At 61.1% G+C, this 26057-nt stretch carries 21 protein-coding genes and 1 pseudogene; 11 read left to right on the top strand and 11 right to left on the bottom strand.

All coding sequences use genetic code 11. The annotated features are described in order from the left end of the window. Positions 1-35: 35 nt before the first annotated feature. The 4 genes from dbpA to F3J19_RS32620 form a co-directional block, all read right to left on the bottom strand. Positions 36-1439, bottom strand: coding sequence for an ATP-dependent RNA helicase DbpA (gene dbpA / locus F3J19_RS13430; protein ID WP_167042046.1), 1404 nt, complete (start codon positions 1437-1439; stop codon positions 36-38). A gap of 60 nt (positions 1440-1499) precedes the next feature. Beyond that, positions 1500-1700 carry a hypothetical protein gene (locus F3J19_RS13425; protein WP_167042044.1) on the bottom strand — a complete coding sequence of 67 codons (201 nt, stop codon included), beginning with the start codon at positions 1698-1700 and terminating at the stop codon, positions 1500-1502. 144 nt (positions 1701-1844) lie between these two features. Next, positions 1845-2276 (bottom strand): Cd(II)/Pb(II)-responsive transcriptional regulator, encoded by a 432-nt coding sequence (gene cadR, locus F3J19_RS13420; RefSeq protein ID WP_167042042.1) that lies wholly within the window; start codon positions 2274-2276, stop codon positions 1845-1847. Between the two features lie 50 nt (positions 2277-2326). Further along, complete coding sequence (locus F3J19_RS32620; protein ID WP_240158930.1) at positions 2327-2677, bottom strand: hypothetical protein; 351 nt, start codon at positions 2675-2677, stop codon at positions 2327-2329. 108 nt (positions 2678-2785) lie between these two features. Here F3J19_RS32620 and F3J19_RS13415 point away from each other — a divergent pair, with 108 nt between their 5' ends. Continuing rightward, on the top strand, positions 2786-4915 hold the full coding sequence (locus F3J19_RS13415; RefSeq protein WP_240158945.1) for a heavy metal translocating P-type ATPase: 2130 nt from the start codon (positions 2786-2788) through the stop codon (positions 4913-4915). Positions 4916-5040: 125 nt separating this feature from the next. Here the strand turns inward: F3J19_RS13415 and eutC are convergent, their stop codons facing one another. Continuing rightward, positions 5041-5883, bottom strand: coding sequence for an ethanolamine ammonia-lyase subunit EutC (eutC, locus tag F3J19_RS13410; RefSeq protein ID WP_167042038.1), 843 nt, complete (start codon positions 5881-5883; stop codon positions 5041-5043). After that, positions 5880-7274, bottom strand: coding sequence for an ethanolamine ammonia-lyase subunit EutB (locus tag F3J19_RS13405; protein ID WP_167042036.1), 1395 nt, complete (start codon positions 7272-7274; stop codon positions 5880-5882). The genes eutC and F3J19_RS13405 overlap by 4 nt, the downstream gene beginning before the upstream one ends. Positions 7275-7637: 363 nt before the next feature. On the opposite strand from F3J19_RS13405, the gene F3J19_RS13400 reads away from it, so the two are divergent. After that, complete coding sequence (locus tag F3J19_RS13400) at positions 7638-8135, top strand: GyrI-like domain-containing protein (RefSeq protein ID WP_167042034.1); 498 nt, start codon at positions 7638-7640, stop codon at positions 8133-8135. Between the two features lie 423 nt (positions 8136-8558). Here F3J19_RS13400 and F3J19_RS13395 read toward each other — a convergent pair. Both F3J19_RS13395 and F3J19_RS13385 read right to left on the bottom strand, forming a co-directional pair. Beyond that, positions 8559-9364 (bottom strand): IS5 family transposase gene (locus F3J19_RS13395; protein ID WP_167042489.1). Its coding sequence is split into 2 segments (ribosomal slippage): positions 8559-9034 and positions 9034-9364, totalling 807 coding nucleotides; the frame shifts between segments, so codons are not numbered across the junction. 605 nt (positions 9365-9969) lie between these two features. Then, the gene (locus F3J19_RS13385; RefSeq protein ID WP_205192842.1) at positions 9970-10227 is read right to left on the bottom strand and encodes a hypothetical protein; all 258 of its coding nucleotides are present in this window, start codon (positions 10225-10227) and stop codon (positions 9970-9972) included. On the opposite strand from F3J19_RS13385, the gene F3J19_RS13380 reads away from it, so the two are divergent. From F3J19_RS13380 to F3J19_RS13335, 9 genes are all read left to right on the top strand, one after another. Continuing rightward, the gene (locus F3J19_RS13380; RefSeq protein ID WP_167042014.1) at positions 10217-10486 is read left to right on the top strand and encodes a hypothetical protein; all 270 of its coding nucleotides are present in this window, start codon (positions 10217-10219) and stop codon (positions 10484-10486) included. The genes F3J19_RS13385 and F3J19_RS13380 overlap by 11 nt on opposite strands. Before the next feature lie 323 nt (positions 10487-10809). Next, positions 10810-13353, top strand: coding sequence for a type VI secretion system Vgr family protein (locus F3J19_RS13375; RefSeq protein WP_167042030.1), 2544 nt, complete (start codon positions 10810-10812; stop codon positions 13351-13353). Between the two features lie 17 nt (positions 13354-13370). Then, complete coding sequence (locus F3J19_RS13370) at positions 13371-14189, top strand: DUF4123 domain-containing protein (protein ID WP_167042028.1); 819 nt, start codon at positions 13371-13373, stop codon at positions 14187-14189. A 33-nt stretch (positions 14190-14222) separates the two neighbouring features. Next, entirely contained in the window at positions 14223-16790 is a 2568-nt protein-coding gene (locus tag F3J19_RS13365; RefSeq protein ID WP_167042026.1) for a T6SS effector BTH_I2691 family protein, read from the top strand. Positions 16791-16793: 3 nt separating this feature from the next. Next, complete coding sequence (locus F3J19_RS13360; protein WP_167042024.1) at positions 16794-17741, top strand: DUF6708 domain-containing protein; 948 nt, start codon at positions 16794-16796, stop codon at positions 17739-17741. A 443-nt stretch (positions 17742-18184) separates the two neighbouring features. After that, complete coding sequence (locus F3J19_RS13350; protein WP_167042021.1) at positions 18185-18688, top strand: DUF4123 domain-containing protein; 504 nt, start codon at positions 18185-18187, stop codon at positions 18686-18688. Further along, positions 18681-19031: a hypothetical protein gene (locus F3J19_RS13345; RefSeq protein WP_167042019.1), complete on the top strand. Its 351-nt coding sequence runs from the start codon at positions 18681-18683 to the stop codon at positions 19029-19031. Before F3J19_RS13350 ends, F3J19_RS13345 begins: the two co-directional genes overlap by 8 nt. After that, positions 19028-19636 (top strand): restriction endonuclease fold toxin 5 domain-containing protein, encoded by a 609-nt coding sequence (locus tag F3J19_RS33075; protein ID WP_167042017.1) that lies wholly within the window; start codon positions 19028-19030, stop codon positions 19634-19636. The genes F3J19_RS13345 and F3J19_RS33075 overlap by 4 nt, the downstream gene beginning before the upstream one ends. 7 nt (positions 19637-19643) lie before the next feature. After that, the gene (locus F3J19_RS13335; RefSeq protein ID WP_167042016.1) at positions 19644-20354 is read left to right on the top strand and encodes an Imm52 family immunity protein; all 711 of its coding nucleotides are present in this window, start codon (positions 19644-19646) and stop codon (positions 20352-20354) included. A 424-nt stretch (positions 20355-20778) separates the two neighbouring features. On the opposite strand, the gene gyrB is transcribed toward F3J19_RS13335, so the two are convergent. The 3 genes and pseudogenes from gyrB to dnaA all read right to left on the bottom strand — a co-directional run. Further along, positions 20779-23250 (bottom strand): DNA topoisomerase (ATP-hydrolyzing) subunit B, encoded by a 2472-nt coding sequence (gyrB, locus tag F3J19_RS13330; RefSeq protein ID WP_167042015.1) that lies wholly within the window; start codon positions 23248-23250, stop codon positions 20779-20781. A 114-nt stretch (positions 23251-23364) separates the two neighbouring features. Further along, complete coding sequence (dnaN, locus tag F3J19_RS13325) at positions 23365-24468, bottom strand: DNA polymerase III subunit beta (protein ID WP_129956695.1); 1104 nt, start codon at positions 24466-24468, stop codon at positions 23365-23367. A gap of 416 nt (positions 24469-24884) precedes the next feature. Then, positions 24885-26057 (bottom strand): annotated as a pseudogene (gene dnaA, locus F3J19_RS13320) (chromosomal replication initiator protein DnaA); the annotation flags it as partial.

Genomic DNA, 26057 nt, shown 5'->3' with positions numbered 1-26057 from the left:
GGAATCGCTCGATTGCGGCCCCGGAGCCGATACCGTCACTCGCCGTCCATCAACCGGACCCTCACCTTGCGCCCCTTCAGCTTGCCCGCGCTGAGCCGGCGCACCGCCTCGCGCGCGATGCTGCGCTCCACCGCGACATAGGTCGACATATCGGTCACGTTGATCTTGCCGATCTGCGAGCCTTCGAAACCGGCCTCGCCGGTCAGCGCGCCGAGCACGTCGCCGGGACGAATCTTTTCCTTGCGGCCGCCGAGAATCTGCAGCGTTTCCATCGGCGGCAGCAGCGGCCCGTCGCCAGCCGGCTTCAGGTCCGCCAGCTTGTGCCATTCGACGTCGCGCTTTTGCGCCTGCTCGATACCGCCGACGCGCCCCATCTCGTCCATGCTCGCGAGACTCAACGCCCAGCCGTCCTGATCGGCGCGGCCCGTGCGGCCGATGCGGTGCGTGTGCACTTCAGGGTCCGGCGTCACGTCGACGTTGATCACCGCTTCGAGCTGCGCGATGTCGAGCCCGCGCGCGGCGACGTCGGTTGCGACCAGCACCGAGCAGCTACGGTTCGCGAACTGGATCAGCACCTGATCGCGCTCGCGCTGATCGAGCTCGCCATGCAGCGCGAGCGCATGAAAGCCCTGTGCGCGCAGCACGTCGAGCAGATCGCGGCACTGCTGCTTGGTGTTGCAGAACGCGATCGTGCTGACCGGGCGATAGTGGTTCAGGAGCAGCCCGACCGAGTGCAGACGCTCGTCCTCGGTCACTTCATAGAAGCGCTGACGGATCTTGCTGTCGTCGTGCCGCTCGGCGAGCTTGACTTCCTTCGGATTGCGCAGGAATTGCTGGCTCAGCTTCGCGATGCCCTCGGGGTACGTCGCCGAAAACAGCAGCGTTTGACGCTCTTTCGGGCATTGCCTGGCGACCTTCGCGATGTCGTCGAAGAAGCCCATGTCGAGCATGCGGTCGGCCTCGTCGAGCACGAGCGTGTTGAGCGACTGCAACGCGAGGCTGCCGCGTTCGAGGTGATCCATGATGCGGCCCGGCGTGCCGACCACGATGTGCGCACCGTGTTCGAGGCTCGCCGTCTGCGGACGCATCGGCGTGCCGCCGCACAAGGTCAGCACCTTGATGTTTTCTTCCGCGCGTGCGAGGCGGCGGATTTCCTGCGTGACCTGATCGGCAAGTTCGCGGGTCGGGCAGAGCACCATCGCCTGCGTGTCGAACTGGCGCGCGTCGAGCCGCGCGAGCAGCGCGAGCGAAAACGCCGCGGTCTTGCCGCTGCCGGTTTTGGCCTGGGCGATCAGATCGTGGCCGGCGAGCGCGATCGGCAGGCTCGCGGCCTGGATCGGCGTCATCTCGACGTAGCCGAGTTGCGTGAGGTTCGCGAGCGTCGCGGACGGCAGCGGCAATTCGCTGAATGCGGCACCGGCGGGAGTGGGACGGTTCATAAGGTCCTGGATTGGGCTGAAGCTGGGGCTGACGCTAACGACAGGGCGAACGACGCGCGATTACTCGGCCATCGGCCCCGGATCGGGACGGCCCGGCAGTTGTTCATACAGCACTTTGCCGTCGTCGCCGTCGAAACGCTCGACGTAATTGCGCGCGCCGCACAGCGGGCAGCGGAACAGCAGCCCCTGCCCCTCGTTCTTGATAACGACGTCGGACTGCTCCCACTGCGCGCCGCAGGACTGGTTTCTACAGGTAAACACGTTGATTCTCCAACTGGATTCGATGTTTCGATGATCGGTCGGCCAGGCCGCGCGAACGGCCTGGCCTTGCATGGGATTGCTTGCCACGGCAATGCGCCGGCACGCGACGTGCCGGCTGGTGCACTTCAGTTCAGATTCAGCACGTCAGCCCAGATGCGTATGCCGCGTGCGCGGCACGCTCACGTCCATTTCGGTCAGGCCATGCACGATGCCGCAGTCCTCGACCGGATGCTCGCCATGGCACTGCTCGCGCAGCGTGGCCAATTGCGCCTTCAGCTGCTGGAGCTCTTCGATACGGGTGTCGACGTGCGCGACGTGCTCGTCGATCAGCGTATGCATGCTGCCGCAGCCGCCGGCCGGCGCGTCGGTCAGACGCAGCAAGGCACGGATTTCGTCATGGGTCATGTCGAGCGCGCGGCAGTTGCGGATGAAACGCAGACGCTCGACGTGCTTCGCCGTGTAACTGCGGTAATTGGCTTCGGTGCGCTCCGCCTCGGGCAGCAGGCGCTCCTTTTCGTAGAAACGGATCGTTTCCGTCGTGCAATGGGCGATTTTCGCCAGTTCGCCGATTTTCATGGGCCCTCCTGCTACGCGGCCTTGACCTTGTAGTGGCTTCAAGGTGTTTACTAGACCACAAATCGCACGAGGAAGCCACTATGCCTGAAATCAGCCGTTTTGCCGCCGATCGTCCTGAAACGGACGAGGCCTGTGCGCATGGGCGCCACGGGCAGGCGGACACGCAGCAGTACGGCCACGCTCATGGTCATGAAAGCGGTCACGAAAGCGGCGCGGGCGGCGGCTGTGGGCATGATGCTCATGGACATGGCCACGCGCATGCGCACGCCCAGCACCCGCATGGAAACCGCGCTGAACGGCATGAGGGGCACACTCACCGCGACGGCCATGAGCATGGCCACGATCACGCGGACGGGCACGACCGCAAGCGCGGCCAGGCCTCGGCTCACTCCCACGATCACGCCGACGGCGCCTGCTGCGCCCCCGCCGCGCCCGCGCCGACGCCACTGCGCCTGCCGCGTTCCGAAGCTGTCGGCGACGACCTGCGCACCGCGATCCGCATCATGCAGATGGACTGCCCGACCGAGGAAGCGCTGATCCGCAAGAAGCTCGGCCGTCTGCCGGCCGTTCGCAGCATGGACTTCAACCTGATCCAGCGCGTGCTGACGGTCGTCCACGCGCCGGATGCACTCGAACCGATCCTCGCCGCGCTGCGCTCGCTCGATTTCACCCCCGAACTCGCGGGCGACAACCCCAACGCAACCCCCACGGCCCCCGGCAGCGCTACGCCGAAGCCCTGGTGGCCGCTGGCACTCGCCGGAGTCGTCGCGGCCGGCTCAGAGGCCGCTGGCTGGCTTGGCGCGCCCGTCTGGATGGTGGCGGGCCTCGCACTCGTCGCGATCGTCTCCTGCGGGCTCACGACGTATCGCAAGGGCTGGCTCGCGCTGCGCAACGGCAATCTGAACATCAACGCGCTGATGAGCATCGCCGTGACCGGCGCGGCACTGCTCGGTCAATGGCCCGAGGCCGCGATGGTGATGGTGCTGTTCACGATCGCCGAGCTGATCGAAGCGCGCTCGCTCGACCGCGCGCGCAATGCGATCGAGGGACTCATGCGGCTCGCGCCCGAAGAAGCCAGCGTGCAGCAGCCCGACGGCGCGTGGCAGCCCATGCGCGTCGACGCGATCGCGCCCGGCGCGCTGGTGCGCGTGAAGCCGGGCGAACGGATCGCGCTCGACGGCGAGATCGTCGCGGGCCGCTCGAGCGTCGATCAGGCGCCGATCACCGGCGAGAGCCTGCCGGTCGACAAGACCACCGGCGACGCCGTATTCGCCGGCACGATCAACCAGGCGGGCTCGTTCGACTATCGCGTGACGGCGGCGGCCGGCAACACGACGCTCGCGCGCATCATCCATGCGGTCGAAGAAGCACAGGGCACGAAGGCGCCGACGCAGCGTTTCGTCGATCAATTCGCGCGCGTCTATACGCCGATCGTGTTCGCGATCGCGCTCGCCGTGGCGGTCGTGCCGCCGTTGCTGTTCGGCGGGGCCTGGCATGCGTGGACCTACAAGGCACTGGTGCTGCTCGTGATCGCGTGTCCGTGCGCGCTCGTGATCTCGACGCCGGTGACGATCGTCAGCGGGCTCGCGGCCGCGGCGCGCAAGGGGATTCTCATCAAGGGCGGGGTGTATCTCGAACAGGGGCGCAAGCTGAGCCGGCTGGCTCTGGACAAGACCGGGACGCTGACCCATGGCAAGCCGGTGTTGACCGGGTTCGAGGTGGTGGGGGATGACGTTGGTGTTGGCGCGGGTGTTGGCGATGTGGGCGCCAGTGACGCTCATGCCGATGCCCGCGCGACTCAATACCGCACGCTCGCGGCCAGCCTCGCGGGCCGCTCCGATCATCCCGTGTCGATGGCCATTGCCAGGGCCGCGCACGACGACGGCATCGCCCACCTGCCCGTCGATACCTTCGAAGCGCTCGCCGGACGCGGCGTGCGCGGCGAGATCGATGGTGCAACGTACTGGCTCGGCAATCATCGCCTGATCGAAGCGTTGGGCCGCTGCTCGCCGCCACTCGAAGCGCGCCTCGAAGCACTCGAAGCGCAAGGCCAAACCGTCGTGATGCTCGCCGACGCCCAACGCGTGCTCGCGCTGTTCGCGGTCGCCGACACGGTGAAGGACACGAGCCGCGCCGCCGTCGCCGAATTGCGGCGGCTCGGCGTCGGCACCGCGATGCTGACCGGCGACAACCGCCACACGGCCGCGGCGATCGCGCAGCAGGTCGGCGTCGACGAAGCGCGCGGCGACCAGTTGCCCGAAGACAAGCTCGACGCGGTCGCGCAATGGTCGGCCGCGGGTGCGACGGTCGGCATGGTCGGCGACGGCATCAACGATGCGCCCGCGCTCGCGCGCGCCGACATCGGCTTCGCGATGGGCGCAATGGGCACCGACACCGCGATCGAAACCGCCGACGTCGCGCTGATGGACGACGACCTGCGCAAGATTCCGGCGTTTATCCGGCTGTCGAAGGCAACGCATGCGGTGCTGGTACAGAACATCGCGCTCGCGCTGGGCATCAAGAGCGTGTTTCTCGTGCTGACGCTGATGGGCCTCGGCACGATGTGGATGGCAGTGTTCGCCGATGTCGGCGCGAGCTTGCTGGTGGTGGGGAATGGGTTGAGGTTGTTGCGGAAGTAAACGCGCTCGGCGGACTGGCTGGGAGCGGTGTATACGGCGGGTATCGGGAGCAGTGTGGTGTCCGGTCGCCTGCGCGCTGATGTTTTGCCGCGTGTCGGCTATGCGATTCGCGTTGACCACGCGGTTCAGCTTGAGATTGAGGTTGACCCCGAACCCGAACCCGAATCGCGGCTCACGGCTCCGGGCGTTGCGGGCACGCTCGCCGGCAACGCCTCGCTCTCGTCTTTCAAACCGACGCCCGTCAGCCCGAGCTTCCTCGCCTGCGTGAGCAGATAGTGCAGCTTGTGCGCCGCTTGCGGATAGTCGAGCCCTTCGGGGCGCACGTTCGAAATGCAGTTGCGTTGCGCGTCGGTGCAGCCCGTTTGCGGCGCGTACGTGATGTAGATGCCGAGACTATCCGGCGAACTCAAACCGGGCCGCTCGCCGATCAACATCACGACGATCTTCGCGCCGAGCAATGCGCCGATCTCGTCGCCAAGCGCGACGCGCGCCTGACGCGCGATCACCACAGGGCCGATGCGCCAGTCCGCGAATTTGGGGCGCACGGCTTGCAGCAGCGGCACAGCCTGCTTCGACGCGGCAAATGCCGATAGACCATCGCCGATCACGAACAGCACATCGCTCGTTTGTGCCGGTCGTTGCGCAAGCGCCGCGCGGCTCTCGTCCGACAGACGCCGCCCGAGATCGGGACGCCGCAAATAATGCTCGCGATCCGGCGCGGCGCTATGCACGTCCAGCGTGTCGAATCCTAGCGCTTGTAGTGCTTCGTGCAGCGCGTTGACGTCGAGCGGATGATGCACGGCATCGCGCGCCTGCGCATGCGCGAGATTGAACGCGAGCAGCGGCGCGGTCGGCACGCCGTTGCCCGCGCGGCCTAACGCGATGCGTGCCTGCGTAAACTGGCGCAGTACGCTCCACGGGTCCCTGTCGAGTGCGTCGCTTTCGTTCCCGCTCCCGTTCTCGCTCATGTGATCCCCATCCAGTCGCGCGCGCCTTCGAGCAGCGGCTGCCGCGCCGATGCGCCGAGCAATGCGCCGTGTGCGTCGATAATCTGCATCGACTCCAGCCATGCCTCGAATTCAGGCGCGCGCCGCAAACCGAGCACGTCGCGCACGTACAGCGCATCGTGGAAAGACGTGCTCTGATAATTGAGCATCACGTCGTCCGCGCCCGGCACGCCCATGATGAAATTGACGCCCGCAACACCGAGCAGCGTCAGCAGATTGTCCATGTCGTCCTGATCCGCTTCGGCGTGATTCGTGTAGCAGATGTCGCAACCCATCGGCACGCCGAGCAGCTTGCCGCAGAAGTGATCTTCGAGACCCGCGCGCGTGATCTGCTTGCCGTCGTACAGATACTCCGGGCCGATGAAGCCGACCACCGTGTTCACCAGAAACGGCTCGAACTTGCACGCCACCGCATACGCGCGCGCCTCGCAGGTCTGCTGATCGACGCCGAAATGCGCATCCGCCGACAACGCGCTGCCCTGCCCCGTTTCGAAGTACATCAAATTGCTACCGACCGTGCCGCGTTTGAGCGACAACCCCGCCTCGTACGCTTCCCGCAGCAGCGCAAGCGAAATGCCGAAGCTCGCGTTCGCTTTCTCGGTGCCCGCGATCGACTGGAACACGAGATCGACCGGCGCGCCTTTTTCGATCGCGGCGATCGTGCTCGTTACGTGCGTGAGCACGCACGATTGCGTCGGCACCTGATAGCGCTGGCGGAAGTCGTCGATCATCAGCAGCAGCTTCGTGATCGCCGCGAGGTTGTCGCTCGCGGGGTTGATGCCGATCAGCGCGTCGCCGCAGCCGTACATCAGGCCATCGAGCATCGAGGCGGCGATGCCTTTGACGTCGTCGGTCGGGTGGTTCGGTTGCAGGCGTACGGACAGATGGCCCGGTAAGCCGACGGTATTGCGAAAGCGCGTGACGACAGGGCGTTTACGAGCGACAGCGATGAGGTCCTGGTTGCGCATCAGCTTCGAGACTGCGGCGAGCATTTCCGGGGTGAGGCCTTCGGTGATGCGGGTCAGTGCGTCGGTGTCGGTGGTGGTGCTGAGCAGCCAGTTGCGGAAGTCGCCGACCGTCAGATGAGAGATGTCGGTGAAGGCTTGAGGCGAGTGATCGTCGACGATCAGGCGCGTGACCTCGTCGGTTTCGTAGGGGATCAGCGGTTCGTTCAGGAACGTGCGCAGCGGCACCTGGGCCAGCGCCATTTTGGCGGCGACCCGCTCTTCCTCGCTCGCGGCCGCGATACCCGCGAGCTGGTCGCCCGAGCGCTGCGGACTTGCTTTGGCGAGCAGGGTCTTCAGGTCGGCGAAACGGTACGTGCGACTGCCGATCGACTCGGTGTAGCTCATGTTTGCGGCTCCATCGCTTCGCGCGAACGCGGGCGGGAATGGGACGGCGGTGGCATGCTGCGTGCTTCTGGTGGTGCTCTCGTTACACGATAGCGCCAAATGAAGGCAGCGTCACGTTTGCAGGTTTGGGTTTGGGGCTGCTGTGCTGTTCGTCGATGCGGTTTACGGGGGTTGATTGTTGGTGCTGCTTGTTGATGTGGCTTTCCGGCTTTCGTTTACGTAGGCTGTTTGGTTGAGGCTTTGACGTTTGTTTACGGGCTACGACTACCGCTGCCACGATTCGAAAACGTGGTGCAATCAGCAAGTGCTTAATCCGCGTTCCGCTTCGCGCGGCCCGCGTGAAATTCGCAAGGAGACGATCAAATGACGATGAAGCGTGAGGTCGTAATTCGTAGTGTGGAGCCGATGGAGATTCTGTCGGTCGATCATGTCGGGCCTTATATGCAGATCGGCAAGGCTTTTGATGCTTTGTTCGGCTGGCTTGGGAAACACAATCTGCTTGCGGGAGAGATGCGGATGGTCGGGCTTTTCTTCGATGACCCGGGCGTGGTCGAGGAACAGAAGCTGCGGTCGAAGGCGGGAGTGTTGTTGCCGGGGCCGGTGATGACCGAAGTTGCCGCGTCTGTTGCTATGAGTGATGGAGTTTCGATGACGCGTATACGTGGTGGAGAGTATGCGGTGTTGCGGCATGTCGGGCCGTATAGCGATATGCGGGCGACTTATGAGTGGTTGTATGGGACGTGGCTCGTGCAATCTGGTAGGGCGGCGGCGGATGCGCCGGCGTTTGAGGAGTATTTGAATAGTCCAAAGGGGACTGCGCCCGCGGAGTTGGTGACGGAGATTTGTTTGCCGTTGGGTTAACCGGCTGCGTCGTGATTGCTTTTGAGTTCCTTCGTTGCTGCCGGTGTTGTGTGCGTATACGTTGTGCGGGTCGTTAACGCGGGTTCTGGTTTTTATATTCTTTGTATATGTATACGTAGTAATAGTTAACAAGCGGGGCTGTTCGCTGTGGATAACTTCGAAGTTCGTTTACGGATCAATGGGCTGCGGAATCGATAACCCTTGGGAGCGCAAGCGGACAGAGCAGCGGAGCCTGGGAGAATTTTTTTGCGGTCGGTTAACGTGCTGGGTTTATTAAGGTTTCGCTCACAATGTGTTGGTGGGGATTTACAGAAGTTGTCCAGAGGGGGATGTGGATAAGTTGGGGTTGGGTGAAGGGGGATTGGGGCTGCCGTTGGATGGTGGATACGGACATGATCCTTCCAATGGCAAAGCTTAGAGCGGCTAACACAAGTTATCAACGAAGCGCGAACAGATAACGGCAGCGGCCAGGGACAGCAACGCAACATGAATATCGAGACGACGCTCGAAACGCATGCCTGGTTTGCCGAAACCGGCAAACCAGGCATGCGTGCGCTCGACTACCCAGCGATGTCGGCCGAGCCGCTCCTTACTTTCCACGCCACGGCGGGCGATACGGGCCGTGATGCCGCGCTGCCTCAGGTAACGACGGCAGCGTGCAAAGTCATACCCCTTGTCCGCATGCAGCTTGCCCGGGCGTTTGCGTGGCTGTCCGTTCAGGCCTGGCACCGCAGGAATGGCATCAAGCGTGGGCTCGAATGCCATCGAATCGTGCCGGTTAGCCCCCGTGACCGTGATGGCCAATGGAATGCCGCGCGCATCTACGACGATGTGCCGTTTCGACCCGAGCTTGCCCCGGTCTGTCGGGTTAGGGCCGGTTTCCTGGCCCCCCGGGGGCTGGAAACACTGGTGGCATCAAGACTTGCCCGTTCCCAATCAATCTGGTCATGCTCACGCAATCGGCAAAGCATCGCCAGATGCAGTTTCTCCCACACGCCTACGGCTTGCCAGTCGCGTAGCCTTCGCCAGCAGGCCATCCCGCTGCCGAAGCCCAGTTCTTTCGGCAGGTATTCCCATGGAATGCCTGTTTGCAAGACATACAGGATGCCGTTCAATGCTGCGCGGTCATCCACCGTCCGGCGGCGTCCGCCTTTGGGCGACGGCGTGAACACCGGAATCAACGGCTCCAGAGCCACCCACAACTCGTTACTGATTTTTCGTCTTGCCATCTCGCCAGGATATGGCGTCCATCGCTTGATGTCCAGGTTGTGTTGGCGACTCTTAGCGAGTTGCATGCATCCGAGCATTCCTTCACTGATTGTTGATGGCAATGATCTTGATATCCGTTTTCGGAGGCGTTGACTTTTCCACGATGCCTGATACCCACACTTCACCGCTACCCAGCATTATTCCGTCGGAATCGATGAAGAGATCTTGGTACTGTTGATTCTCGATAGCATGTTTGATCTTATCTGTGAATATCACCTTATATTTCTTTTTGAACTGCACGGATTCTTTAACAGATCTTCGCTTCTTGTTCTCAAAATATCGCAAGGGATACCGGGTTACATTGCTGAGGTACGTCTCGTCGTCCGTCTCAACAGCTTTTTTAACGAGTCCAGGAATGATTTGACATCGTCGGGCTGGAGGCCGGCGACTTCCTTCACTCTGAAGTCCACATAAGCTGCTTCGTCCTGAGCTGAGACCTGGTTGCGATCACACGTTGTTGAGTTCGCCTTTAGTTGCTCGAGGCTACAGCCTGGCTCAGCCGACGCCAACCCTGAACTGATAAACAGAAAGACGGCAAGAGCTATTTTTTTCATCATCAATGAAATCAGACCAGGTTCTTCGGCGGTTGATCAAGAGCCCACTGATTCGCATTTTCGACGCCGTCCTTTATGCCAGACCAGCCCTCCGTTTTGCGCTGCGGTGCGTCGGGATATTCTTTGCGCTGTTGCGCCAGAACGGTTTCAGCCCAGCCGACCGGGGTACCCTTTCTCGGCTCAGCATATGCATCATTCGGATCAATCTGACTGATCGCCTCGATCGGTTCTGGCCAGACAGGTGCCCGGGATGTGGCAATGGCAAGCATCCGTAATGCCGTAAAGATCAGCACCTATGACGCCGCAGAAAGCTCAGAGGAACAGCGTCGGCGGGTCGCATTTCCGTGGATGCCAGTTGTCGATGCACTACTCGAACACGCGGGATTTTTGCCCGGTCAACGCGTTTTCTTGAGCGTCGATTATCGGTCCGGCCAGATCATGATTGCACCGAATAGAAACTACACCATTGCTGGCCGGCAAGCGACCGATGAGGAAATCGGAAGGCGTGCGAGCTCTGAGATCGACTGACCTGGTTCGTTTTTCGACATTCCAAGGGCCGCGTTTGCGGCCTTTTGCACGTTAGTACCGAGCATCAGCGTTCTTTATAGTGGCGAACGTCGAGGTCGTCTAATCCTGACTGCTTCAAGCCAACTGCGAAAAGCTCTTCAAACCGAAAGGTAAAATATTCATCACCGATATTTTAATCGGAAATAATTTCATGATTTATGTGAGGTGGATACGTTAATTTGCAGATAAGCGTCAAATATCGTCTGACCTCGGTGTGCATGCCATGCTTTTTTATCATATGATTTTGCTCGTTTTCAGGCATTTATAAAACGGGGCAACGGCGTATGGGTGCGCAGGACCTGATTTCAAACATGACGAGCGAAATGAGCCAGGTTGACCGCCTGCTAAAGCTCGACACGCCAGCCGGACAGGACGTGTTATTGCCCTTGCGAGTCGCGGGGAAATCACGGCTTGGACGTAATTTCGATTACACGGTGGAGATCGCGTCGCTGAACGGGGCGGTTGAGCTTAAAAGTCTCATTGCGAAACCGGTCACTCTATGGGTACAACAGGCGGACAAGTCGTACCTGCCATTCAATGGGCTTGTATATGCCGCACGAAAGCTAGGAGCGGATGGTGCGCTCACTTATTACCAGTTGAAATTCTCCTCCTGGCTCCATTTTTTGAGGTTCCGCAAGGACGCACAGATTTTTCAGGACCAGACGCCGGACGAGATTCTCACGACGGTATTCAACGCGCACCCTCAGGCCCAAGGTGCCTTTCGCTTTGTGCTTCGCAACCCGGCGCCAGCCCGCTCCTATTGTACCCAGTACGAGGACGACTGGAATTTCGTCAATCGCATCATGGAGTCGGAGGGGTGGTTCGGGTACTTCGAGCAGTCTGCCAACGGCAAGGCACATACGCTGGTTATCACTGACGACCTGTTCTCTCTGCCACCACTTAGCCCCCAATCCGTTGATTTCTCCCGAGCAAACGTGAGCGGAGAGTCCAACGCCTTCACACAATGGGCCGGCACGCGTACGCTCCAAAGCACACAGTATTCGCCGACGACCTTCGACTACAAGTCGCCAGGTGCCACCAAATCAAATTCGATTCCGACGGTAGACAACCAGGGCGACTTGCCGGAGCAAGCCGAGGTCTACGAATACACAGGCCCCTACACCTATCCGGATAGCAACCGAGGTGACCGGTTGACCAAAATCCGACTCGAGGAATGGGAGTCGAGCGCAAAACGCTTTTTCGGCTCAGGTGCTGTGCGTCAGGTCCAGGCCGGCTACTGGTTCCAGCTTGAGCAACATCCCGAACATGATCGGGACACGCCGCAAAACCGCGAATTCGCAATCCTGGAAGTCGACACGTACATTGAAAACAATGTACCCATGGGCAATACTAAACCCTTCCCCTACAGCCTGCAGACGCAGCTTGCCGAGATTCGTAAACTCAACCAGGGCGAAGCGCCAGCCTCGCTTGCCCAGGACCTGTCCTCCGGGAGCGACGGCTTCTTCCTGGTCGAGATCGAAGCCCAGCGCAGAACCGTACCGTTTCGCAGCCCGTTTGAGCACAGGAAACCGGTCATGCACACGCAGACCGCTATCGTGGTTGGCCCGAGCAACGAAGAGGTCTACACGGACAGTCTCAACCGTGTAAAGGTCAAGATGCACTGGGACCGGCTCAGTGCAGGCGACCAGCATTCGTCGTGCTGGATGCGGGTGATGTACCCCTATGCGGGCGGCGACTTCGGCGGGGTTTTTACGCCGCGCGTGGGACATGAGGTGGCCATCACCTATCTTGATGGCGATTGCGACCGCCCCGTCATCAGCGGATGCCTGTTTAATGGCAACCAGAAGCCACAGTGGCATTCCAACGGCCTGATGTCGGGATTCAAGTCCAAGGAATATAAGGGCAGCGGCGCCAACCAGCTTGTTTTCGACGATTCGACTGGGCAAAACCGTACGCAGCTCCTGAGTTCAGTGGCGAACTCATACCTGCACCTGGGATATCTCGTAGACCAGACCGGCAACGTGCGTGGAAATTATCTCGGCACCGGCTTCGACCTTAAGAGCGAGGCATTCGGCGCAGTCCGGGCGTCGCAAGGGCTCTACCTGTCCACATTTTCGCGAGAGGGCACTTCCACTGCGCCACTCGACGCGAAGGAAGCAAGCCAGCACCTGTCCGACTCGGCCGGCATCATGGAAACGCAGTCGGATGCGGCAAAGGCCGTCCAGGCTGAGCCGCTAGCGGCGGGCCACGATGAGCTGCTGACGTTCGCGAACGCAACAAACCAGACCACGTCCGGCAAGTCCGGAGGCGGCTCGACGGCGGGTGGCGGCACCGGCGAGGCGGCTTCATTCTCAGAGCCCGTGATGGTGCTTGCCAGTCCGAACGGCATCGGGCTGACCTCCATGAAGTCGACCCACATAGTGGCCACCGATCACGTCAACCTCGTGAGTGGCGGGAATACCTACGTTGCGTCGACGCAATCGTACGTCGCTAGTGTCGGCCAGAAAATGAGCCTCTTTGCCCGGGACGGCGGTATGAAGCTCTTTGCCGGCAAGGGCAAGGTCCAACTGATGGCGCTATCGGACAACCTCGAGCTGACGGCTGACAAGACGTTGAAGGTCGTGTCGACCTCGGACGCGGTTACCGTGTCGGCGCAAAAGGAAATCACTCTCTCCGCGGGTGGCGCGGTCCTGCGCATCGCCAATGGAGACGTTCAGGTACACGCTCCTGGCAAGCTCGACTTCAAGGGGGCCAGCCACGACTTTGGCGGCCCGCAGAGCCAGAATGCGTCGGCGAGCGTCCCGAACTCGGAGTCGTGTGCGTCCCAGTTCGCCTCAGCCGCGGCCAGCGGTGCCTCGCTTGTCTAAGGAGCGGGCAGGCTGCCATGACCACTGACACCTATCTCATCGTCGAGCCAAACAACGGCGAATTCGACATGGGCCCGGCACCTCGCGCGTACGAGGTCGGTGAGCTCGTACCGGACGAGCGTCCGCAGCTTGCCGGCGTGGCGCCCACTCTTTGGTTGCTCGAGCACGGCGAACGACAGATTGGGCACGTACGCGCGATAGCAGAGCACGACCAGGAGCAGCTTCGTCATCCGCGTGTATGTGCCATCCTCGAGACCGAAGCCGGAACCTACGAGTTGCGCACGCATCTCGCGCAGGCGCTGCTGCTGCGAAAACCTATCGCCGGCAAGGCCGTGTTCCGCTACTACGACCCGCGCGTCTACGCGCACCTGCGCTGGATACTCCAACCTGCGCAGCTTGCCATCCTGATGGGGCCGGTTACGCGCTGGAGCTGGCTGGATGCGTCGGGCAGGTGGTCTGAAGCACATTTCGACGGTCAGGCCGTCGGCGCGCTTACGGTGCAGCCCGAACAGTACCAGCAGATTGCCCGTCTCGCGCTGGTGCGGCGAGCGCTCGACCTCCTCAGAAATGCCGGAGCAGAAATAACCGCAGAACTGCCCCGCCAGCTCGATGCGCAGTTTCGCAAGGCCGAAGACTACAACCTGTCGGAAGACGACCAGATACCATTCGCGCTTCACGGCGTGCTGGTCGCCACAAATTTCGACCGCCATCCTCAGATTCAGGCCGTGCTGGCGGCGTCGCATTCGACACCCTATGCCGAGGCGGTGTCCACGTACACCGATGATGACTGGCAACGGCTCAGGCAGGAAAGCGCCCAGTACTTCCCCTTGCCCTGACACCAAAACGAATCGGAATTCTGGAGAATCTTTATGCCCGCAGGCTCCCCCAGCGTCTCTGCCATTACGCAATCAGCCGCCGCGGCAGGCGCGCCGCCAACGTCCTGCAACATGTGCCAGAAAAAGGGGCTGCCAGTTCTTCCGGTGCGCTATTCAGCGCTCGCAGCCACGCGCGTGCACGGCATCACTGGCGTGCCGCTCGTGAGCGGGAATTTCGGTGCGCATGTCCAGGATGTGGCCTCGGCAAAGGCGAAATACACGCTGCGCTCGCTGCGCAGCGGCTTCGTCTACGTTTTCTACCCGAAGACCTCGAAGTGGCAGTGTTTCGCCGTCACTGGTGAAAGTAACTGCTACGAGGTGCCACTCGACACGGTGGTCGACCGCTCGCTCGAGAAGCCCTTTTCCTGCAAGCAGAACGGACATCCAGAGCTCGCGCAGTGCATTACCATCGACCATGCTGACCGCGTTGGTACGGTCTATCTCGCCTTCAGTGATGTCCAGTGGACGCCAAGCGTTCGAAACGCCTACGCGGCAGACAAGGGTGGGTGCCGCACAAAGCGGATGCAGGCGTTCAACGCATCCGGCTGGTTCGCGAGCCCTGGCAGTGCCCCGCACGCGACCTCCGCGACCCAGGTCCAGAACGTGGTTTCCGAGTACAAGGGTGGAGGGGCATCGGCGTTTGTAACATCGCCTTTCAACTGGCACGACCGCAGTCAGGAGGCCGCAGCCCTGAATGCCGCCATGGACCATCTGTCACCCCACAAGGGCGTGGTCTTTGCGCTCTGGGACCCGATTGGCATTACGCAGGAACTGAACGTCGAAAGCCACTACGCCTTTGCGTACCTGAAGGCTCACTACGACTGGGGCTCCTGGTCGGCCGCAATGGTCAAGAACTGGAAGGATGCGGTAGAGAACGGCGCCGTGAAGGACGACCAGATGGCCGAGCAAATGCTCGAAGGCCAGATCATGGAAAATGACGCCCTCGTTTCGCTCTTCGATGGTGGCAAGCGGGTGAACAGTGACCTGGCCCAGATGCGCTCCAGTGACCAGGCGGGGCTTGGACATGTCAAAGAGCAGGCGTGGGAGTCTTATTCGGAGGCTGTGAGTGCCAAGGCGGCGGACCAGTACCTGACGTCCATGCAGAATGATTTCGCGAAGGAGCAGACCGCCACCTGGCTGCCGCTTTCGCAGGACCACGTAGCGTGGCTGAGCTCGCCGAATCTTGCGCATGTGTTCCAGTACGACTACGACACGCAGGATCCGCTGAATGGTCTTTTCTACGAGAGTGCGTTCACGGCCTGTATCCAGGGCTCGACGGAGCGCAAGGAGGCGTTTGACCTGCTGTCGAAATGGCTGCAGGGCAAACCAGATGACAACACGAATCTGCTATTGCGTGCGTTGTGCCTGAACCTGGACAAGAACGTTAGCGAGCTCAATTCTGCTGCAGGCTTTCCCGTCTCGGAGATGCGCGAGACCCTCGCCAAAGGCATCGATTCGTGGTTTGCCGCGGCCAAGGCCATCAACGCGAAGGCGCCGCAGTACTTCGCCAATTTCTACCTGCGTGGGGCGAAACTCGTGTACGAGGTAGGCGCGCCTATCGCGAAGGTGGTGTCAAACGGTATCGACAAGGCGGCTGCGAAGACTGCGGTCTATCTGGCAAGCGTGCGGACCGGAAACGTGGTCGTGTACCGGCCGGTCAAGGGCACGCAGTCGCAGTGGATTACCTACTTCGCGCGGCAGATGTACGAGATGATGCCGGCCGACAAGCGTCCGACCATGAAGGACCTGAAGTCCCAGATTCGAGCACAGTTCACGACCAAGGGCACGGACGGCAACGTGACCGAAGTGCCGCAGTTCATCATCGTGAACAAGGACGGGCTCTCGAACATCAACAGTTCGTCGGGCGCACGGGCGACCGGCGAACAGGTGGCGAACCCGGCCAGCAAGCTGATGCTCACGGATGCGACCATCGAAGCAGACTTCGTACCGACGTTCAAAAAGGTGACGGGAGGGGAAGTCGCGGCAGGCGCTTTCGCGGGTGTGTTCACTGTCATCAATGTCATTTATGCGGGCAAGGAGATGTGCAAGGCCACGCATTTCAACGATACGGAAACGAAAATCAAGTTCGGAACGGCGCTAACCACTGTGGCGTCGGGTGCCGCCGGCCTGTCGGGTGCGGCGCTCGAAGCCGCACATGGAGCCAAGCTCAAACTGCCGACCTTCCTGAGCGCGGACATGGCGGAAGGTCTGAGCGCGGCGGGTCGCTGGCTAGGCGCGCCAGCGGCCATCGTCGGAGTGGTCTACGACACCATGAACGGCACGGAACAGTGGAAGGCGGGGCACGTGGGACTGGCCATCGCCTACTGGTCCTCCGCTGTCGCCGGCGCCGTACTGGGAATCTGTGTGACCTGCGGCATATTGGCCTCGTGGATTCTCCCACTGACCATCCTGCTTATCGCCATCGGGCTGATCATCATGTATTTTAAGGAGCGCGAACTGAAGGAGTTTCTGGGTCGCAGCTACTTTGGCACCAACAAGAAAGACGACAAATACCGTTCGCTGGCGGAAGAGCAAAAGGCGTACGCCGGATTGGGAGCATAAGCAATGGCATGGGAAGGTAGATTGTGGCTCAAGTTGCGCCGGCCGTTGACGGACGAGGAAAAGTCCCGTCAGCTCAAGGTCGATATTCCGGCCAGTGGGAAAGCACACGATGACGACTCGATATTCGGAATGAACGACACGTGGCTTGAAACCATGAATGCGGCGTATCAACAGCGCGGCATGCTGACGTACGGTTGTATCTTCATCTTTGCAATGGGAGTGATTATCGTCGGGGTGATGATCTGGGCGTTCAGTAATCCCCCGCCCAACATCAGTGGCGCAGAACTGGTTGTAGCCATGGCCTTTGTCGCTGTCATCATGCTGGTTGGATTCGGCATCGTCCTCGTGTCGCTGTGGGGCTTTCGTCAGGAGTTGTTCACCTGGACCCGCATTCCCATCCGGTTCAATCGCCAGACGCGCATGGTGCACGCCTATCGGGGGGCGGGCGCGAAAGGTGTCATTTCAGTCCCTTGGGACAAGGCGTTCTTTTTCATCGAGCAGCGCCCGAAGGACCCGATTTCCCGGAGTACGCCGTACGGGCTGCGCTGTCATGTGCTCGATGACCAGGGGCGCGTGAGCCAATCGTTTTCGTTCGGTCGCACGGTCTACACCATCGACGACGAGACGACAGAGAACGGTCGTCAGATCGTGCATAGCCTGAACGACCAGTTCGAATATATCCGCCGATACATGGACGGCGGACCGTCCGCGGTGCCGGCACCGGAACTCGTTCCGACCGAGGTCTCATTCCGTAACAGCTACCGGTTGTGGCAACGCACGAACAGAAAACTGCTCGCGGAGGGCAATGTGGCGGCGACCGCGCTCGCCCGGGGACTGTCGCCGTTCGCTACGCTGACCGCCGTCCTGCATTACATCGGTATGCGAACCAGTCGTGAGCCCGCCTGGCCGGCCGACCTGGATACAGGTCATGCCTCCCTCGCTGGCGCGTGAGCCCGGCATTTTCTCCAGACGCAGACGGGGTAATGATGGGTAGCAACGTGGCATGCGTTGGTGATAAAACCACGCACGGCGGGACGATTGTGACTGGCAACCAATCCTACAAGGTGCAGGGGAAGGCGGCCGCGCAGTTGGGCGACCTGGTACCCTGCCCGAAGTGCGGCGGGTCATTTCCCATCGTTACGAGTCAGGCGCCACAGACGGTCGTCTATGGCCGACCACTCGCATATCACGGTGACAAGCTCTCGTGCGGCGCGGTCATTGAGGCAAGTACCCAACTGTTCTCCAGCAGTCCGACCACACAGTCGACCGGTGGTGGTTCCGGCTCCGCAGGTGTGGCCGTGGCGGATACACCGGCGCCCTCGTCCACACTTTGTCTCGAATGTCTGCAGGCGGCCGCCGCGAATGGCGCAAGCACCGTGTCACGTGGATAGACCATGTCCGCAGCGCTCGACGAAATTCTTGACCGTGCCATCTATCGCTTTGGTCCGCTGGCACGGCTTTATGCGCTCGTGGACGGAATGCTCGCCCAGATGCATGGCTTCGGCTATCCCGAACCCGGCGCCGGCTCCTGGGGCCTGTTCTCGATGACGGCTGATGCGCCGCTGGTACAGGCGGGACCGTGGTTGATGGATACGGCGAAAGCGACGGCGTCGAACCTCGCCGTCGCGACCGGGCTTGCCGCCGGTGCCGGCGGTACGAGCTGGCTCATCAGCCAACAGGACCTGCGCCCGCTCGCTGATGCCCTGACGCAGCGGCTGAATGCCCGTATGCCAGATGGAACCGTGTCGCTTGTCCGCTGGTATGACGCCCGGCTTCTTCCTGAAATTGCTGGCGGCGTCATGACGCAGGAGCAGCGGGAGATGTTCTTCATGCCCGTAGTCGACTGGATGGTTGAAGTCGGTGGTCAACTTACCCGGGTCTGGACCAGCTATGCTTGAATTCACGACCGAGCAGGCCGCCGCGCTGCAGCGGCTCGATGAGCAGGGATACCTGCACGCGCTTTGCGCCGACCTGGTGCGGCGATGGCCCGCGCTTGCTGCCGACCGTACGCTGCCTGAACGTCTTGCGTATGCGTTTCAGGCGGCCCGCAAGCTCGGGATTCACTCCGACGAAGCGATGTTCGAGTTTCTCGACACCGAGGCCATTACGCCGGGATTTTATGAACGGCCAGGTGTTGCATACTGGCTGAAAAAGCCGGGAGCAGACGTGGAGCGGCGTTTGCGCGACCTGATGGCAGTCGCCCGCTGGCGTTACCGCGAACAACAGGGAGAAAAGGCGTGATAGCGCTCGCTATACCCGCCGTCGAGGCGGCCGGGGAAGGTATCGCCGCATGGTGGGTGGGATCAACCGGTGCCGCAGCCGTGGCCGGAGGTGCCGTGCTGGGCGCGACTGCGTCGCTGTCTGGCGATTCGCACAATTCCCAGTCGCGGAGCGCACCAATTGTGCGCGCTGTACCGAAGACGAACGAAAAGTGCAAGCAATGCCCGCCGGAGAGCGGGCAAATGCTCGCGGCAAACCACAGCATGAACCGGGCGCCGCGCGAGTATCAGGCGCGCATCACAGGCTTTCCATACGATGTGGTGGACAACGTGTGGAGCATGGAGTGGTGGTGGGAGAACATTTGGTTCGACGGGTTTAAGGCTGGGCAGTGCATGCTGCAGGAGGCGAAGGGGAATTTCACTCGCATGTTTGACGAGGACGAAAATCCGGAACCATGGTTCGCTCCCAGGCTGAGAAAATTCAGGGACGACATTGCCCGGCAGGCTGCCGTAGTCAATCCCAATCCTCCGGCAACTCTCACTTGGTATTTCCAGACCCCCGCGATGTGTACCGCGCTCGCCGATACGCTGGAGCAGTACTCTGTTGCATTTGTCGTTGAACCCTGAGAACCGAATGAAGATTCGAGCCCTATTCCGTGACGACTCACTTGAGCCGACCGATTTCGCCACCGTTCTTGAGCGCATCCGACCTATTGCCGACGTGCTGGCAATGTGCAATCCGATGCTCGCCAGATGGTTCATGGCCACAGAGAGCGAGAGCACTTCTTTGCTTTACCCGGCCTACGAAGATGGCGTGCCGGGACAGGCCCTACTGGCCGTACTCAGGGAGGAGTTTCGTCAAACACCGGGAGAACCGGCAAGCGTTGGCCTGTGGAACGGTAACAAAGACAAGAAAGGCATGGCGCTCCTCGATGTCAATCTCGGGTTCAAGGGCAGCCCGCATGCACTGGAAATCCTGTTGTACCGAGCGGACCTTCTGGGCGACGCGCAGGCTGTCGCCAGTGTGGTTGCGGTCATTGCCAGGACGTTGCAGGCGGAGTATGTAACCGTGGCCCCGACCCGGTATCACCACAAGCGGGTCTTTCGGGACCGGCTAGGTGTGGGCTGGATGCTCTATCTGCCTCGGAAGCTCACGACATCCCAGGTGCCGGATGCGCAGTTGCTCATTCCTGTTCCACTAGACCGGGAGGAATCGGGAACGATAATCGTAACGTTGAAGGATGAGATTTTTAGTCTCGAGACCCCTGAACACGTGTCGGCAGCAAACCGAATTGAGGTACGCCTGGTCGACCAGGACTTGCTGCCGCTGAGCCGAGCGTCCTAGTGCGAAGGGTCTTGCGAAGTGCTGATGATTACGACCGCCTCCTTTCGCGACGACGCCCTGGAGCCGACCGATTTTCGCGCTATCCTCGCGCGTATTGAGCCAATCGTGGGAAGTGCTTCGTAAAAAAAATGCGGAGCTTAAATGGTATATGTTGACGGAGAAACAGGCACTTCTCTTCTCTACAAGGCCTATGAAGACGGCCAGCCCAAGCGCGCAATACTCGCGGTTTTAGGAGAAAAGTACATGATCCATCATAGGCCCTCCCGGCGAGGGCCTATGATGGATCATGTACAGCCCGAAGTAACTCCAGCGCAAATGCACTGCAGTGGATTTGACCACTGAGGTGCATCTGCTGCGGTCCGCACCATCGATGTCTCAGTGGATGCTTCCCGAAATCTCGCTTTATCGTTCGCGCTGCACAAAGTTAGACATCAATATTCCCCGCCCTCAACGCATTCGACTCAATAAACGCCCTTCTCGGCTCGACATCATCCCCCATCAGCGTGGTAAAGATGCCGTCGGCCGCAATAGCATCCTCAATCTGCACTCGCAGCAAACGCCGCACTTCAGGGTCCATCGTCGTTTCCCAAAGCTGCTCGGGATTCATTTCGCCCAAGCCCTTATACCGCTGCTTGGACATATTCCGCTCAGCATCCGCGAGCAGCCACTTCATCGCACTCTTGAAGTCGGTGACAGCCATACTCCGCTCACCACGCTTGATCACAGCACCCGCCCCGATCAAGCCCTTGAACGTATTAGCCGTATTCACGAGTTGCTGATAATCCGCGGTCAACTGGAAATCTTCATCGAACACGGAGACCTTCTGATTCCCGTGATGCGTCCGCGCGATGCGCAGCGAGCGCAGTTCCCGCACCGGGTCATACATCGTGGTCACGGTCACTTCAGGCTTTAGCGCATCGTCCCGCAGCTTCGCTTCGAGCGCGCGAGCCGAAGCCTCGGCCGCCTGCTCATTGGAGAGATCGATCGCGACGCCATCCATCACGGCTTCGAGCGCACCGGCGTCATACAGGCGGCTCAACCGATCGACCACCGCTTGCGCCAACAGATAAGCCCGCGCTAACTCGCCCAGCGCATCGCCAGTAATCGGCGTCGCGCCTTCGGAAGCCAGCAGCTCCGACCCCTGCAACGCGAGCCGAAGAATATGAGCATTCACTTCCGACTCATCCTTCAGATACCGCTCGTCCTTCCCCGCCTTGATCTTGTAGAGCGGCGGCTGCGCAATGTAGATATACCCGCGCTCGATCATCTCCGGCATCTGTCGATAGAAGAACGTCAACAACAGCGTTCGGATGTGCGCACCGTCGACGTCAGCATCGGTCATGATGATGATGCGGTGATAACGCAGCTTTTCGAGGTTGTAGTCTTCCTTGCCGATCCCGCAGCCGAGCGCGGTAATCAGCGTGACGATCTGCTCCGAAGAAAGCAGCTTGTCGTAGCGCGCCTTCTCGACGTTGAGCACCTTGCCGCGCAGCGGCAAAATCGCCTGGAACTTGCGGTCACGCCCCTGCTTCGCCGACCCGCCCGCCGAGTCACCCTCGACGATATAAATCTCCGACTTCGCCGGGTCTTTCTCCTGGCAATCCGCGAGCTTGCCGGGCAAGCCCACGCCATCGAGCACGCCCTTGCGGCGCGTCATCTCGCGCGCCTTGCGCGCCGCATCGCGCGCACGCGCCGCGTCGACGATCTTGCCGCAGATAATTTTCGCGTCGCCCGGCGTTTCGAGCAGGAACTCCTCGAGCGCCTTCGCAACCACTTCTTCCACCGGCGCGCGCACTTCCGACGACACCAGCTTGTCCTTCGTCTGCGAGCTGAACTTCGGCTCCGGCACCTTCACCGACAGCACGCACGACAGCCCTTCACGCATGTCGTCGCCCGACGTTTCGACCTTCGCCTTCTTCGCGACTTCGTGATCGGCGATGTACTTGTTCAGCACGCGCGTCATCGCCGCGCGCAAACCGGTAAGGTGCGTGCCGCCGTCGCGCTGCGGAATATTGTTCGTGAAGCACAGCACGTTTTCGTTGTAGCTGTCGTTCCACTGCATCGCCACTTCGACGCCCACCCCATCCTTCTCGCCGAAGATGTGGAAAATATTCGGGTGCAGCACGGACTTGTTCTTGTTGATGTACTCGACAAAGCCCTTCACGCCGCCGACGAACGCGAAATCCTCTTCCTTGCCCGAACGCTGGTCGAGCAAACGAATCCGCACGCCGTTATTGAGGAACGACAGTTCGCGAATGCGCTTCGCGAGAATGTCGTAGTGATATTCGACGTTGCCGAAAATCGTCTCATCGGCCATGAAATGCACTTCGGTGCCGCGGTTTTCGGTGTCGCCGATCACCTGCATCGGCGACGTGGTCACGCCGTCGATTTCTTCGAGCACGCGGTTCTGCGGCACGCCACGGTGGAATTCCATGAAGTGCTTCTTGCCGTCGCGGCGCACGGTGAGGCGCAGCCACGCGGAAAGCGCGTTCACGCACGACACGCCCACGCCGTGCAGGCCGCCCGACACCTTGTAGCTGTTCTGGTCGAACTTGCCGCCGGCGTGCAGTTCGGTCATCACGATTTCGGCGGCGCTGCGCTTCGGATCGTGCTTGTCGTCCATCTTCAGGCCGGTCGGCACGCCGCGGCCGTTGTCGGTGATCGAGATCGAGTTGTCCGCGTGGATGATCACCTGAATGTCGTTGCAATGCCCGGCGAGCGCTTCGTCGATCGAGTTGTCGAGCACTTCGAACACGAGGTGGTGCAAACCGGTGCCATCCGATGTATCCCCGATGTACATCCCAGGCCGCTTGCGCACGGCTTCCAGACCTTCGAGGATCTGGATGGACGAGGCGCCGTAGCTGTTATCGGGCTGCGTATTGTTCGTTTCAGTCATGGATTTTTTCCGGTTCTGCGTTGCTGCTTGGTTGCTGCTCTGGACTTTTCAAAACGCCATAAAAACGCCAAAGGGGCGCTGCGCCCCTTGGTGTTCTTCTTGATGTTGGCCGCGTCAGATGCGCATCGGCATCACCACGTACTTGAATTCGTCGTTCTCGGGAATCGTGATCAACGCGCTGGAGCTGGCATCGCCCAGGCTCACCTGCAGCATGTCGACCTTCAGGTTCGCGAGCACGTCGAGCAGATACGTGACGTTGAAGCCGATGTCGACGCTGTCGCCGTCGTAGGCGATTTCCAGTTCTTCCTGCGCCTCTTCCTGATCGGCGTTGGTCGACATGATCTTCAACTGGCCCGGCTCGACGATGCAGCGCACGCCCTTGAATTTGTCCGAGGTCAGAATCGCCGCACGTTGCAGCGAGCGCTGCAGTTCTTCGCGGCCGATCTGGAATTTGTTCTTGTGCGACTTCGGAATCACGCGCTGGAAGTCGGGGAACTTGCCTTCCACGAGCTTCGACACGAGCTCGACCTGACCGAACGTGAACTTGACCTGCGTCTGCGCGATGTCGATCTTCAGCGTGTCGTCGATGTCTTCGAGCAGGCGTTGCAGTTCGAGAATCGTCTTGCGCGGAATGATGACTTCCTGGCGCGCGAACGAGCCTTCGATCTTCATCGACGAGAACGCGAGGCGGTGGCCGTCGGTCGCGACCGCCATCAGCTGGTCGCCGTCCACCACCAGCAGCATGCCGTTCAGGTAGTAGCGGATGTCCTGCTGGGCCATCGAGAAATGGACCATGCCGAGCAACTGGCGGAACGTCTTTTGCGGAACCACGAGGCTCGCGCCGTAGTCTTTAGCCTGAGCGACGGTCGGGAACTCGTCCGCGGCGAGCGTTTGCAACGCAAAGCGGCTCTTGCCGGATTGCACGGTCAGGCGCTTGTCGTTCAATGTGAGCGTGACCTGGCCGTCGGGCATCGCACGCAGAATGTCGAGGAGCTTGCGCGCCGCCACCGTGGTCGCGACCGAATCGCCGCCCACGCCGAAATCGGCGCGCGTGGTGATCTGCAACTCGAGGTCGGTCGACAGGAACGACACGTCCGGACCGTTCTTGGTGATCAGCAAATTGGCGAGGATCGGCAACGTATGGCGGCGTTCGACGATGCCGCTCACGGTTTGCAGCGGCCTGAGGAGGTTATCGCGTTCGGTCTTGACCAGTTGCATAGGGTTCCTTCGTTGATAAACGGCCTGCACGCCTTGCGGGACAAGCTTCTCCAGCGTGCAGCCGAGGCTCCCCGCCGGCGCCACGAAAAGCGCCCGACACGGCGTGAAATCCGCCCGCGGCCGCCGGGCGGTTAAACCTGTATTGTGCCTGAAAACGGGACCGCCTCACTAAATTGGGGGCGAGTTGGGGAATAAACAGGTCGATTTCACGGCGCGGTTTCCGGATTGCTCACTGGCAGGCTAGTTCACCTGTGCTTGGCGCCCTGCTCCGCCCGCAATCCGCTGTCCGTCCCTACTCGGCTCCTACTCCGCGCCACGATTTCCGGCGCTTACGCCGACCCAACCCAACCATTTCCAGCACTCCCCGCCAATTCAGGCCGCGCGCGGTTGAGCGCGGCGGGTTCCCGCCAGCGCGCCTAGCCCTTCAGCGTCTGTTCCAGCACGTGCAACTCGTGGTTCAACTGCGCGTCCTTGCTGCGCTCATCGGCGATCTTGCGCACCGCGTGCAGCACTGTCGTGTGGTCGCGACCGCCGAACAGTTCGCCGATTTCCGGCAGGCTCTTCTGCGTCAGTTCCTTGGCCAGATACATCGCGATCTGCCGCGGCCGCGCGATATTCGCCGGACGCTTCTTCGAATACATGTCCGCCACCTTGATGCTGTAGAAGTCGGCGACCGTTTTCTGGATGTTTTCCACCGAAATCTGCCGGTTTTGCACCGTCAGCAGGTCTTTCAGCGCTTCTTTCGTCAGCTCGATCGTGATTTCGCGGCCGTGGAACTTCGAATACGCGAGGATCTTGCGCAGCGCGCCTTCCAGTTCGCGCACGTTCGAGCGCAGGTGCTTGGCAACGAAGAACGCGACGTCTTCGTTCAGGCTCACGAATTCCGATTGCGCCTTGCGCATCAGAATCGCGACGCGCATTTCGAGTTCGGGCGGCTCGATCGCGACCGTCAGGCCCGAGTCGAAGCGCGAGATCAGACGGTCGTCGATACCCGAAATCTCCTTCGGGTACGTATCGCTCGTGATAATGACCTGCGCCTTGTTCGCGACCAGCGCCTCGAACGCGTAGAAGAATTCTTCCTGCGTGCGCGACTTGCCCGAAAAGAACTGAATATCGTCGATCAGCAGCAGATCGAGCGAATGGTAGTAGCGCTTGAAGTCGTCGAATGCCTTGCGCTGGTAGGCCTTCACCACATCGGACACGTACTGTTCCGCATGGATGTAGCGAATCCGCGCGCCGGGCTTGTCCATCAGCAGCTGATTGCCGATCGCATGAATCAGGTGGGTCTTGCCGAGGCCCACGCCGCCGTACAGGAACAGCGGGTTATACGAGACGCCGGGGTTGTCGGCGACCTGGATCGCCGCCGCGCGCGCGAGCTGGTTGGCCTTACCGGTCACGAAGTTGTCGAAGGTCAGAACCGGGTTCAGCTTCGAGCGCTCGTACATCGAGTCGTTGTCGCCGCCGGCACCCGCGCCCGCGCCCTGCCCGGGGCGCCACGTACGGCGCGCGGCAGCGGCTTCGTTCGCGTCGAGGCTCGGCAGATCGAGGTCGGCGGCGTCTTCGGCCACGGCGCGCGCGTTCGCGTTTTA

This window comes from Burkholderia sp. Ax-1724 (assembly GCF_011752995.1).
Classification (GTDB): domain Bacteria; phylum Pseudomonadota; class Gammaproteobacteria; order Burkholderiales; family Burkholderiaceae; genus Paraburkholderia.
This window is presented reverse-complemented; position numbering and strand designations above follow the sequence as displayed.